Annotated in this window: 10 protein-coding genes; 8 read left to right on the top strand and 2 right to left on the bottom strand. The window is 43.7% G+C overall.

Translation table 11 applies throughout. From position 1 onward, the window contains the following. Window positions 1-671 precede the first annotated feature (671 nt). The 4 genes from nirB to cobA all read left to right on the top strand — a co-directional run bounded on the left by nirB (window position 672) and on the right by cobA (window position 5,570). Complete coding sequence (gene nirB / locus AB6F11_RS04890; RefSeq protein ID WP_017062560.1) at window positions 672-3,245, top strand: nitrite reductase large subunit NirB; 2,574 nt, start codon at window positions 672-674, stop codon at window positions 3,243-3,245. A 14-nt stretch (window positions 3,246-3,259) separates the two neighbouring features. Then, a complete protein-coding gene (gene nirD / locus AB6F11_RS04885) occupies window positions 3,260-3,583 on the top strand; it encodes a nitrite reductase small subunit NirD (protein ID WP_102320784.1) in 324 nt (107 codons plus the stop codon). Between the two features lie 123 nt (window positions 3,584-3,706). Then, entirely contained in the window at window positions 3,707-4,522 is an 816-nt protein-coding gene (locus AB6F11_RS04880) for a formate/nitrite transporter family protein (protein WP_017062558.1), read from the top strand. A 277-nt stretch (window positions 4,523-4,799) separates the two neighbouring features. Next, the gene (cobA, locus tag AB6F11_RS04875) at window positions 4,800-5,570 is read left to right on the top strand and encodes a uroporphyrinogen-III C-methyltransferase (protein WP_104216030.1); all 771 of its coding nucleotides are present in this window, start codon (window positions 4,800-4,802) and stop codon (window positions 5,568-5,570) included. A gap of 57 nt (window positions 5,571-5,627) precedes the next feature. Here the strand turns inward: cobA and AB6F11_RS04870 are convergent, their stop codons facing one another. Beyond that, a complete protein-coding gene (locus tag AB6F11_RS04870; protein ID WP_050546503.1) occupies window positions 5,628-6,125 on the bottom strand; it encodes a DUF4174 domain-containing protein in 498 nt (165 codons plus the stop codon). Between the two features lie 323 nt (window positions 6,126-6,448). On the opposite strand from AB6F11_RS04870, the gene AB6F11_RS04865 reads away from it, so the two are divergent. The 3 genes from AB6F11_RS04865 (at window position 6,449) to AB6F11_RS04855 (ending at window position 9,050) form a co-directional block, all read left to right on the top strand. Beyond that, the gene (locus AB6F11_RS04865) at window positions 6,449-6,922 is read left to right on the top strand and encodes an NYN domain-containing protein (protein ID WP_010429860.1); all 474 of its coding nucleotides are present in this window, start codon (window positions 6,449-6,451) and stop codon (window positions 6,920-6,922) included. A gap of 80 nt (window positions 6,923-7,002) precedes the next feature. Further along, window positions 7,003-7,668 carry a response regulator transcription factor gene (locus AB6F11_RS04860; protein WP_017062555.1) on the top strand — a complete coding sequence of 222 codons (666 nt, stop codon included), beginning with the start codon at window positions 7,003-7,005 and terminating at the stop codon, window positions 7,666-7,668. Beyond that, window positions 7,665-9,050, top strand: coding sequence for a sensor histidine kinase (locus AB6F11_RS04855; protein ID WP_102394358.1), 1,386 nt, complete (start codon window positions 7,665-7,667; stop codon window positions 9,048-9,050). Before AB6F11_RS04860 ends, AB6F11_RS04855 begins: the two co-directional genes overlap by 4 nt. A 184-nt stretch (window positions 9,051-9,234) precedes the next feature. On the opposite strand, the gene AB6F11_RS04850 is transcribed toward AB6F11_RS04855, so the two are convergent. Next, window positions 9,235-10,539, bottom strand: a complete 1,305-nt coding sequence (locus AB6F11_RS04850) for a dicarboxylate/amino acid:cation symporter (RefSeq protein ID WP_017062553.1) — start codon at window positions 10,537-10,539, stop codon at window positions 9,235-9,237. A gap of 559 nt (window positions 10,540-11,098) precedes the next feature. Here AB6F11_RS04850 and AB6F11_RS04845 point away from each other — a divergent pair. Continuing rightward, window positions 11,099-13,195 (top strand): TonB-dependent siderophore receptor, encoded by a 2,097-nt coding sequence (locus tag AB6F11_RS04845; RefSeq protein WP_104216031.1) that lies wholly within the window; start codon window positions 11,099-11,101, stop codon window positions 13,193-13,195. The last annotated feature ends 159 nt before the right edge of the window (window positions 13,196-13,354 follow it).

Below are 13,354 nucleotides of genomic sequence, written 5' to 3'. Positions count from 1 at the left end.
TATGCAGCGGATTGCAAATCCGTGGACCTCGGTTCGACTCCGGGAGGCGCCTCCACTATTCAAAGTTGAAAGGCCAGCAGAAATGCTGGCCTTTTTGCTATCTGAAATTCTAAACCCTCATGCTATGTTCAAACTTCCACGTATGCTCTCTAATCAGTAGCACCACTAGGAACAAGCTATATCAGATCACTTTTGTGCCGGTCTTTTCCTTATGTAAACCTATCATTTGCTAAACAACCAACAGCATCTGTTAACCAATTGCGCCGTTTGTGAGTGGAATGAGTGGGGAATGGAAAAGGGCGACTGTCTTTTGCGTCATTAAATTCTTCATATTTATACATAGTTGCTCATGATCCTGTAACGCTTTCATGAGTTATTACACTTATTATGACCACAAATGAAAATGATTGTCATTTACTTGTGTTACTGCTAACCTATTGTGAAACTTTACAACATCTTATCTACTGCACGAAAGTGTATATAAAACCCCGCTAAACCTTATTAAACCTACGGTTATTCGTTTGCTTCGTATGATAAATCAGCAGATCTACCTCTTTTGTCCTACCCCTTTAGGGTAGTTCTGTTTCGTAATTGATTTACATCATATTTTCATTTTCTTTCATAATTCATTATTCGCTCAGTTAAGAAATATATAACCTTCAGGAATTCTTATGAGCAAGATGAAGCTAGTCGTAATCGGTAACGGGATGGTCGGCCATCGCTATATCGAAGATTTAGTCGAGAAGACAGACGTTGCTAACATGGACATCACAGTCTTCTGTGAAGAGCCTCGCGTAGCCTATGATCGTGTACACCTTTCTTCTTACTTTTCACACCATACTGCGGACGAACTTTCTTTAGTTAAAGAAGGCTTCTACGAGAAACACGGCATCAACATGCTGATCGGTGAGCGTGCTATTAACGTTAACCGTGAAAAGAAAACAGTTTACTCAAGTACTGGTCGTGAAATTCAATACGACAAGCTAATCCTTGCTACAGGTTCATACCCATTCGTTCCGCCAATCAAAGGTAACGAAGGTAAAGACTGTTTCGTTTACCGCACAATCGAAGACTTGAAAGCTATTGAAGCAACGGCTAAGAACTCTAAATCTGGTGTGGTTGTTGGTGGTGGTTTGCTTGGTCTTGAAGCTGCAGGCGCACTAAAAGCTCTTGGTGTAACCACGCACGTTGTTGAGTTTGCTCCAAAGCTAATGGCTGAGCAGCTTGACCAAGCGGGTGGTAACCAACTTCGTCAAAAAATCGAACGTATGGGCGTTAACGTACATACAAGTAAGAACACGCTTGAGATTGCTCCTGAAGGCACTGAAGCTCGTAACGTAATGCGCTTTGCAGACGGTACAGAGCTAGAAACTGATTTCATCGTATTCTCTGCTGGTATTCGCCCACAAGACAAACTTGCTCGTCAAATGGGGCTGGGTATTGCACCACGTGGCGGTATCGAGATTAATGATCACTGTCAAACGACAGACAAAGACATCTACGCAATCGGTGAGTGTGCGTCTTGGAACCAAACGTTCTACGGCCTAGTGGCTCCTGGTTACAAAATGGCAACGGTAGCGGTTGACCACGTTGTTGGTAACGAAAGCACATTTGAAGGTGCTGACATGTCTGCGAAGCTTAAGCTTTTGGGCGTGAAAGTAGGCTCTATCGGCGATGCGAACGGTCGTACTCCTGGCTGTAAGAGCTACGTTTACCAAAACGAAGAACAAGAAGTTTACAAGCGTCTAATCGTTTCTGAAGACAACAAGAAGCTGCTTGGTGCAGTAATGGTTGGTGACACGTCTGACTACGGTGATCTTCTACAGCTTATGCTGAACGAAATCGACCTACCAGAACACCCAGATGCATTGATTCTTCCTGCTCATGCTGGTGCTGAAAAGCCAACACTTGGCGCGGATTCTCTTCCTGAGTCTGCTGTTATCTGTTCTTGTTTCGATGTGACTAAAGGCAAGATCGCTCAAGCGGTTGCTGAAGGTCACCACACAATCGGTGATATCAAAGCAGTAACAGGCGCAGGTACTGGTTGTGGTGGTTGTATTCCACTAGTGACTTCAGTACTAAACGCTGAACTTGCTAAAGCTGGTGTTGAAGTGAAGAACGACGTGTGTGAGCACTTTGCATACTCTCGCCAAGAGCTTTTCCACCTAATTCGCATCGAAGAAATCAAAACGTTCGATGAGCTATTAGAGAAATACGGTAAAGGCTACGGCTGTGAAGTATGTAAGCCTCTAGCAGGTTCTATCCTTGCTTCTTGCTGGGGTGAACACATCCTTAAGCCTGAATTAGTGAAGCTGCACGATACCAACGACAACTTCCTAGGTAACATGCAAAAAGACGGTACTTACTCTGTAATCCCTCGTATGGCGGGTGGTGAAGTAACACCTCAAGCACTAAGCGTTCTTGCTGATGTTGCTGCTGAATACAACTTGTACACCAAGATCACAGGTGCACAACGTATCGGCCTATTTGGTGCTCAGAAAGATGACTTACCAGCAATCTGGAAGAAGTTAATCGCTGCAGGTTACGAAACGGGTCAAGCTTACGCAAAAGCACTTCGTATGGCGAAAACATGTGTAGGTTCTACTTGGTGTCGTTACGGCGTTCAAGATTCAGTTGGCCTAGGCGTGATGATCGAGAACCGTTACAAAGGCATCCGTACTCCTCATAAGATGAAGTTTGGTGTGTCTGGCTGTACTCGTGAGTGTGCTGAAGCTCAAGGTAAAGATTTAGGTATTATTGCGACTGACGCAGGTTGGAACATGTATGTATGTGGTAACGGTGGTATGAAACCCCGTCACGCAGACTTACTGGCAAGCGACCTAGACCAAGAAACGCTAATCAAGTACATCGACCGTTTCATGATGTTCTACATCCGCACGGCTGCGCCACTACAACGTACTTCGGTATGGATGGACAACCTAGAAGGTGGTGTTGATTACCTACGTGAAGTGATTGTAGACAACAAGCTTGGTATCAATGACCAACTTGAAACTGACATTGCTGGCCTAGTTGATAACTTCGCTTGTGAATGGACAGATACAATCAACGACGAAGCTCAACTTAAGCGCTTTGCACACTTCATCAATGCTGATGACCGCGATGATAACGTTGTGTTTGTTGAAGATGGTCGTGAACAACACCGTCCTGCGACATTCACTGAGAAACACCCTGAAGCCATTACTTCAAAGCATCAGGGCGACATCATTCACGTAGAATCTGTTTAAGGGGAGACGACATCATGGCATTTACCAAAGTTTGTAAGATCGAAGACATTATCCCAGGTACAGGTGTTTGTGCGTTGGTTAGTGGTGAGCAAGTAGCTGTATTCCGCCCAACGAAAGCTGAAGAAGTATTCGCGATTAGCAACACAGACCCTTACTTCCAGTCAAACGTGTTATCACGTGGCTTGATTGTTGAACACAAAGAAGAGCTTTGGGTAGCAAGCCCACTTAAGAAGCAACGCTTTAACCTAGCAACAGGTGTGTGCATGGAAGACGAGAACTTCAACGTGAAAGCGTACAAAGCTCGTGTTGCCAAAGGCGCTGTAGAAATCTCTGCTTAATCTTCGGATGAGTAAGATTTGATAGTTCAAGGGTTCTAGTTCTCGATATTGCCTTAACTCGGCAACTAGAGCCTTTTCCTATCCAATTTTAACTTTTAATTTAAACTTTTTAAGGACAACCTTATGTCTCCTGATTACAAACCAGCTGAATTCGTTCAAACGATGATTGATGTGGGTGAAGCGAAAACGAAAACAAGTACTCGCGATCTTCTGATTCGAAGCACTATGGCTGGTATCATCCTTTCTCTAGCGGTTGTTGTTGCTATTACAGCAATGGTTCAAACCGGTATTGGCCTTGTTGGCGCACTTGTGTTCCCAGTTGGCTTCGTCATTCTAAGTGTAATGGGTTATGACCTAGTAACTGGCGTATTCGGCCTTGCACCTTTAGCGAAATTCGACAACCGCCCAGGTATTACTTGGGGTCGTATCCTACGTTGTTGGGGTATTGTTGGTCTTGGTAACCTTATCGGTTCTTTGATTGTTGCTTTCCTTGTTGCAGTATCACTAACGGGTAACTTCTCTTTAGAACCAAACGCTGTTGCTCAAAAGTTCATTGCTGTTTCTACAGGTCGTAGCCTAGGTTTTGAAAACATGGGTATGGACGGATGGATCACGTGTTTCGTACGCGGTATCTTCTGTAACCTTATGGTATGTCTAGGTGTGATTGGCAACATGACTGCACGCACAGTATCTGGCCGTGTAGCAATGATGTGGTTCCCAATCTTCATCTTCTTCGCACTCGTATTTGAGCACACAGTAGTAAACATGTTCCTATTCCCACTGGGTATGATTCTTGGCGCTGACTTCGGTATTGCGACATGGTTGAACTTCAACCTTATCCCAACAATCCTAGGTAACATCGTTGGTGGTCTATTAATGACGTGTGTTCCTCTATACCTAACTCACGCTAAAACTGCGCCTTCTCTAGGTGCTAAGTAATCCTCAGTAGGGTGAAACGTAATTTAGTATGAGATTAAGAGCCCCAACAACATGTTTGGGGCTTTTTTAGTTCGAAAGCCCTTATATCATTGCGCAAATTACTCGCAATAGACTGTTTTGTTATAATTACTTCTATCTTCGTTAGTATTTAGACTGAATATTTATATCAACACCTGATAGTCTAAGGGTTAAGGATTTGGATAAGTCATCATGAATACAGTGACTTATCACATAGATTTAAGCTTGAGATAAAACAAGCAAACCTTCGGAGCGCAGCATGTCAGAAGTATCGTCATCGAATGTTAAAGAAGTAAACAAAGGATTTGTTTCATTGGTAGGTGCAGGTCCGGGCGACCCAGACTTACTTACGTTAAAAGCGGCACGAGTGATTCAACAAGCAGACGTGTTGGTTTATGACCGTTTGGTATCAAAAGATATTTTGGAGATGGCTAATCCAGAAGCGGAAATGTTGTATGTGGGCAAAAAGCTCGATCATCACTGTGTACCGCAAGATCAGATCAACCAACTATTAGTGACCAAAGCGCAAGAGAACAAGCACGTAGTACGCCTAAAAGGTGGTGACTCGTTTATCTTTGGCCGTGGTGGTGAAGAGTGTGAAACGCTAGCTGAGAATGACGTGAGATTTGAAGTGATTCCGGGCATCACAGCTGCTGCCGGAGCAACGGCTTATGCGGGCATTCCGTTGACGCACCGTGATCATGCACAAAGCGTGCAGTTTATTACAGGTCACTTGAAGAAAGATGGCGAAGATATTGACTGGCAATCTCTTGCTCAGCACAACCATACCATCGTGTTTTACATGGGCTTGAAAGAGAGTCCGAACATTCAGAAGAATCTACTCGATAATGGTATGCGAGCTGACATGCCAGTTGCGATCATCGAAAACGGTACACGCCAAGAACAAAAGGTGTTTAGAGGTGGGTTACGTGATTTAGCTGACCTTGCGAGCGTCGCAAAGAGCCCAGCGCTGATTGTTGTAGGCAGCGTGGCTCAGCTCCATGAAAAACTTGCTTGGTTTAACAAATAAGCTTGATCGTTTGACCTTCTAATTGGATCTCTAAGCCACTACTGAGTCCATCAAGAATCAAATACTGCAGCGGCTGCCTTGTCGCTGCATTTCTTGTTGGCGCATCGGCATTTCGTCAATGATATTGGTGATCTGTTTCCAATCTGTTTTGCCACTCCATCGGTGCTTCTCTTTCCCGTCTTTACCAATCAAAACAGCGGTATGTGATCCTTTCGGGATCTCGTAAATACTGGTGACTGCTTCTAAGTTAAACTCTTCTTCTAACCAAGTTGGGACTGTGTAACCACTCTCAGCAATAACCATAATGACGACATCTCGTTCGTCCAATTGACAGTTATTGAGCAACACTTCATTCAGAAACTCTTTAACGATTGAATCTTCCTTTGGAGCGAAATAAATCACACTGCGGTGTGGCAAAGGCTTTGAGTGAGAATAAGCAGGGTAGGCGAGTACTGAATTGATGGTTAAGCTCATGATTATTACCGTGCTGATGGTCAGTAGTTTAAGCAAACTAAACCAGCTACCAGAGTTTGATGGTTGATTTAAAGTTTGCATCGCTTTGGTTGTGTCGATGCTTACGATCGAATTGTGTGTTTGTCGGTGCAGCATTGCCAACCTCCCTTTAAAAACTCTAAGCCTGAGTACGATTTGAACGCTACTTAAAGAAGAAGGTGAAGATCAGAACCACCTAAGAAACGCTCAAAACAAATCCACTTACAATAAGCATAGTTAGGATTACGTAAAGACACTTAGCTTTACGCTAAAGATATTAGATTTACGTTAACGATAGCTGGCAGGTTCGTTTTTATTGAGTAAAGCGACTCGCATTTTACAATTGAATAGAATAGGGTATACGGAAAATCTAAAGGTATGAATTTATGGAAAACATAGCAATTTTGGTCGACGTTCAGAACGTTTACTACACGACGCGCGACAAATACCGTTCTAACTTCGACTATAACCAGTTTTGGTATGTTGCCACGGAAGGGCGTAACGTTATTGCAGCTAATGCTTACGCAATCTCAAGCCAAGATCCAAAGCAGCGTCAATTTCATCATATCCTTCGTGGTGTGGGCTTTAATGTGAAGTTAAAGCCGTTTATTCAGCGTCGAGATGGCAGTGCAAAAGGCGATTGGGATGTGGGTATTGCGTTAGACGCGATAGAACTTGCTGAGACGGTTGATACGATTGTTTTGGTATCAGGAGACGGTGATTTCGAAATCCTTGTAGAGCGAATCAAAGAGCGCTTTGGCAAGCCTGTTGAAGTGTATGGTGTTCCCGGGTTAACTGCTCAAAATCTTATCGATTCTGCATCAAAATTTGTACCGATTGAAAAAGATTTTCTTCTATAGAGGAAATCGGGCACTTTATAATTGAAATCAATAATAACGATAATTAGAATGCAAACAGTTCTTATTTATCGGTATGTGTAATGTCTCGCGTTTTAGTTGTTGATGATGATATTCAGTTGTGTGAATTACTGGGTGAAGTGTTAGAAAATGAGGGGTATCACGTTGATACTGTTCATTGCGGTGAATCCGCGCTTGAGTTTATTCAATCTCACCCTGTCGATTTGGTTCTACTCGATGTAATGCTTCCGAACCTAAGCGGCATTCAAGTAGCAAGACGTATTTGTCAGCGTTTTGCTACTCCCATTCTTATGCTAACCGCGCTTAACGACGATGCCTCAATGCTCGATGGCTACCAAGCAGGCGCCGACCAGTACATCGCTAAACCTTTCAATGTTCCTGAACTCTTAACCCGTATTAAGGTGATCTTGCGCCGAGTGGGTTTTGAACGCCAAAGACAATCTTTAGCTTCCTCTAATCACGGCCTGTGTGAACAACTCTCTCGTTTGCCATTAACTGGCACTGAAAAAGACTTGCTTGATTATTTGGTCAAAAATGACGGTATTGTCGTCTCAAAATCTGATCTGCAAATCCATGTACTCAAGAAAGAATTGTGTCCCTTCGATCGTAATTTAGATATGCATATCAGCAATATACGTAGAAAGCTCGTTCAGGCAGGTTTGTCTAAACAACATATAAAAACCGTTCGTGGTAAAGGTTACAGTTACCTAGAGTCGGTCGGAGCATGAGTAAAAAACTGCTGCGTTGCCCTGATTTTATTGCTAAGCGTAAAGACGGACTCACTTTCCAACTGTTCAGTTACCTGACCGTCATTTTGGTGAGTATTTTGATCCTGCAAGGTGTCGCTGAAAGAGCCTTGATGAAAGCGCTGCTTAAAGTCCCAGAATCGGTAAAAGCGGAAATGCTCGACCTTGCTTACCAAGCGAATGTGTTGATCGAAGAAGGGGACATGGATGAACTCGCGGACTGGGGTAATGCTCAGCAGTATTATCTGTTCGTCATTGATAAAGACAATCGTCCGATCACACATCGTCACATGCACCCACATTTTGAATTTAAGCTCAAATACTTAAGAACGTTAGATCACCAACTTAGTGATCGTGTGAGTAAGCCGATCTTCGGCCTACCACTGGATAACGGTAAAACACTGGTTATCCAACTACCGCACCAGTTTCATCCCGCAAAATCTTTTGCGCCATATTCCTATATGCTTAAAGCATTGATTGCATTGGTCGTATTGTCTCTGTTCTCGATTATCATGGCCAAAAGCCTTCAGCAACCGTTGGATAGATTGAGAGAAGCGAGCCGCAGACTGGCTCAAGGTGACTTCACGGTCAGTGTGGTGTCGGAGTTGAACTCCACCACGCGTGAATTCAACGAGCTTGCACACGATTTTGATTATATGACCTTTGAGATTAAATCTCTGGCTGAAAAGCAACGTTGTTTGATTCGTGATGTCTCACACGAGTTAAGAACACCATTAGCAAGGCAAAACCTCGCACTACACCTGCTGCGCAGCAAGGTTGATGATAAAAGCATTGGTTTGCTAGAACGAATGGAAAATGAAACAGAAGAGATGAATAAGCTGGTGGGTGAGATACTTGAATTTAGCCGCTTAGAAACCTCTCGCTATGACTCCAAGTTAAGTTTAATGCACCTTGAGCACTATTGTTCAATGTTGATCGCGCAGATGCAAAACGATTTAAAACCGAATCAAACTTTGATTGGTTCCCTAGATACGCCGATATCAATGGTGAACGTTGATGAGAGGCTACTGCTTCGAGTCATTGGTAACTTGGTCGGGAATGCCATTAAATACGCGGGTGAGAACGCTCATGTGGTCGTGACGACATACGAACAGGTAATGGATAGACGTTACAGTGTAATATCTGTAGAAGATGACGGTGATGGTATTCCTGATAACAAGATTGCAGGTATATTCGACCCGTTTACTCGTATTGAATCAGCAAGAGACAAACGGTCTGGTGGCTACGGTCTGGGCCTTGCGATTGTTAAAGAAGCGATGGGTGTGATGAATGGACATGTAACTGCTGAGAATAGAGAAGGTGGGGGGCTGAGAGTGAACTTGATGTTCCCAATCGGTGATTAGCTTTCCCTATTGATAATTACCTTAAATTGATAACTGTCCCAACTCAGTAGTACTGACTTAAGCGATACCCAATAAAAACGCCACTGCATCTGCAGTGGCGTTTTTCTTTATGCGCTTTGGTATGGGCTAGGCGTAGCCATTAATTACGCCTGAGCTTGAAGACAAGAGCATAAGATAAGCGAGACTATGCCTGTTGGCGAGCTAGCTTAACTTCTTCTTCTTTCTCACCTGCTGCTGGGTCGTTGAAGCGAGACTCGTCTAGAGCGCCTTCAGACTTAGCAACGATGATAGATACGGCACTATCACCTGTGATGTTTACAGCGGTACGAATCATATCAAGAAGGCGGTCAACACCCATGATTAGAGCAATACCTTCAAGCGGCAGGCCAACTTGGTTCAATACCATCGCTAGCATAACAAGACCAACACCAGGGACACCTGCAGTACCAACAGACGCCAGTGTCGCCGTTAGGATAACCATTAGGTAATCACCCATTGAAAGGTCGATGTTGTACGCTTGCGCGATAAACGCCGTCGCAACACCTTGCATGATTGCAGTGCCGTCCATGTTCACAGTTGCACCTAGTGGTACTGTGAAAGAAGCGACTTTGTTGTCTACGCCCATACGGTTCTTAGCCGTTTCCATAGTTACTGGAATTGTTGCGTTCGAAGATGCTGTTGAGAATGCAAACATGATTGCATCTTCCATCTTACGTAGGAACGTAATCGGACTAAGACCTGTGAATCCTTTAAGCATCGCACTGTAAGTCACCAAGCCATGCAACAGCAGGGTACCAGCAAGCACTAAGAAGTATTCTGCTAGGTTCCAAATTGCACCTAAGCCAAGGCCAGAGAACAGTTTCGCCATCAAGAAGAATACGCCGTAAGGAGCAAGGTTCATTAGTAGCGCAACTAGCTTCATGATCACTTCGTTTAGATCAGAGAAAACTGCAGCGATACGTTCACCGGGTTTGCCCGCTGCACTGATTGCGATACCAAACAACACTGCAAATACGATAACTTGTAACGTTTTGCCCTCAGCCATCGCCTGAATAGGGTTGGTTGGGAACATGTCGATGATTACTTGGCCCAGAGAAGGGGCATCCGCTGATTTGAAAGAGCTCGCAGCAGTAAGATCCGCACCAGCTCCAGGTTGGAACAGGTTACCGATAGTTAATGCTAGAGTGATGGCAACGGCAGTAGTACCGATATAAAGTGCAAGCGTTTTGCCACCCATACGGCCAAGAGTTGATAAGTCTTTAAGAGAACTTGTACCGCACACTAGTGAAACGAAGACTAGAGGCACAACAAGCATTTTTAAACTGGCGACAAAGATTTGTCCGCCCACTTCAAAGAGTCCGTTAACGATGTAGTTGTTAACAAATCCGTTGTCTGCAAAAAGGGATTGAATGGCGAATCCCGTTAATATACCTACGACCATACCGAGGATTACTCGACCAGTCAGAGACATAGGTTTCTTGGTATTCATTTAGAACACTCCTTATTATTTATAACTTTGATACCTTTTCAAAGTGAGCAGGAGATTAGCAGTCGGATAATCAATTCGAAAAACAAAAAATGAGTTTGGAATTATAGATGTGATCAAAATCACTGATAATTGTGTAAATTAAACAAATAAAAACAAAATAATTCACTATTAATTTACATCCATCGAGGGTTTTATACATAAATTTGTCGTTTCAAAGGTAGTAAATAAGAAGAGATGATTTTCTTATCAATCTTCACGTCTTCAATTGACTGAACAAATACCGTTGTTTCAAAAAATTCGGTGAAGATAACCAGTCGATTTACGTCCATGAGCCTTAACTATTTGTATTGAATGGTTTTGTTGAACTCCTCAAATATGACTCACCGACAGGCCTTTACAAAACTTTACGAATGCAAAGAATGTAAATTTAATGCAAATGGTAATAGTTATCACTTATATTCACTCCCGAAATAATTCAGTGGTACCGGCAACGGTTCAGCGAACACATCGAATAAATAACAAAGTGTTCGTCTAAAAGAATAAAAGCGGAGTAAAGGACATGTTTTCAAAGAGCCCATTGGCTTTAGTGATCGGCGCAGTATTAGCTTCACCAGCAGTATTGGCAGAAACAGTAAAAACAGACGAGCATATGGTTGTTGAAGGTCGTGACTACGGTTATAAAGCCGACACGAACACAACAGCAATGCGCATGGAGGCGACTCAATTAGAGACTCCGGGACAAGTTTCAGTAATCGATGAGCAAATCATCGATGAACAGCGTGCAACAACGCTTGGTGACGTGCTTAAGAATGACGCGAGTGTAAGTGCTGGCGGTACAAGTCGTAACCGTGAACGTTTCTCTCTACGTGGTTTCTCGGTAGAAAGCTCTTCGGGCTTCCTTAAAAATGGCCAGCAACATTGGTCTCACTACCGTCAACCAATTGAACTGCTAGAGCGTGTTGAAGTACTTAAAGGGCCTTCTGGTCTTCTTTACGGTATTTCTGCACCAGGTGGTTTGATCAACATGGTAAGCAAAAAACCAACTTACGATACGCAAGTAAGTGTTAGCCAAGATATTGGTTCTAATGACCATTCTCGTACAACGGTAGACGTAAGTGGCGCTTTGAACGACGCTGAAACTCTACGTGGTCGCGCGATTCTATCTAAAGAAAGCTACGGCTCTTGGAGAACTTACGGTGACGGAACTGAACCACAAACAGAACGTTTTGTTGGTGGTGTATTCGTTGATTACGATGTAACTGAAGACGTAATGGTTTCTGTTCACTACGATAAGACCAACGACGAAGGCAGCGTAGATTCTGGTGCACTATACACACTAGACGGCAACCGAGTCGGTAGCGACAAGCACATCTGGGATGCACAGTGGTCACAGATCGAGAATGATGTTGAGAACGTTGGTTTTGATATTGCTGCTAACCTGACTGATACATGGTCATTAAAAACAGGTTTCAACTACCAAGATTTCGAACGTATTGATATGGAAAGCTACCCAAGCTTTTCAAATATGAATCCTGATGGTACGGGCACCGTGACTCAAGGCGGTAACTACCGTCATGATAAATGGCGTTTCAGAACGGCTTACGTTGATCTAACAACAACCGCTGATCTTGCGGGCACAGAGCACCAACTATTATTCGGTGCTAACTGGTTAGGCTACAGCTATTACCGTGGTATGGATCGCTTCAGCAGCGCTGAATACGTACCAGATGCAACAGTACCAGCGCCGTCAGTGGGTCCAACATCGCTAGGTAAGATGAGTACTTACGATACTTGGGGCTTCTACATCCAAGATTTGATTACTATTAATGATGAATGGCAAGTTCTTGCGGGTGCTCGTTTCGACCGTAAAGTAAGTGATGGCGTAGCAGAAGAAAATGTAGCGCCTAAGCTTGGCCTGATTTACCACCCAGCATCAAACGGTAGTATCTACGCTTCTTACTCTGAAAGTTTCGAACCACAAGGTGTTGTGTCTAGCGGAAGCCGCAACTACACCAACGATGGCGAACTTCTTGACGCAGCAACGGGCGTGTCTTACGAAGTCGGTACTAAGTGGGAACTGATGGACGAACGTCTATTCGTTTCTGGTGCGGTATTCGATATTACCCAAGAAAACATTTCAATGGATGTAGAAGACACTTCATCAGGCGATTGGACGAAGACACAAGGTGGCGAACAAGTTCACCGTGGTGCTGAGCTAGCCGCACAAGGCTTTATTTCAGAGCGCTTCTCAATGTCTGGTTCTGCAATGTACTTAGATGCTGAAATCACGAACCATGAAACATATGAAGGTAACCGTCCAGTAGACGTACCTGAGTTTGCAGCAAGCGTTTGGTCTACCTATGCAGCAACAAACGAAGTTGATGTGAACCTGGGTCTTATCTACGAAGGTTCTCGTTACGGCGATAGCGCGAACACATTCAAGAAAGACGGCTACGCACGTGTAGATATGGGTGCTGCATACACGCTTAAGTACGACGATTCTCTTGATTTCGTAGCGCGTCTAACAGTCGAGAACGTATTTGATAAAGAATACCTAGCGGGTGGCGGTTCAACATCTTCAAACCACCAATTTGCTGAAGACGTAGTAATCGGCGAAGGCCGTAACTACATGGCGACTTTACAGGTAAAATACTAATTTGTTAGTAGGGTACTATTGTTAGCCTAAATACTAAGGGGAAAGTTTCGGCTTTCTCCTTTCGTGATTCTGCTATTCAGTAAAATATCCCTAGTAATGCGAGTGACTTTTAATGATAATGAGAGTGCTTATCAATAATAGTATTTATCAATAAAATGT

The organism is Vibrio sp. 10N.247.311.14 (assembly GCF_041467715.1).
Taxonomy (GTDB): Bacteria; Pseudomonadota; Gammaproteobacteria; order Enterobacterales; family Vibrionaceae; genus Vibrio; species Vibrio crassostreae_C.
Note: the sequence above shows the minus strand (reverse complement) of the source record. Positions and strands in the feature narration are given on the sequence as shown.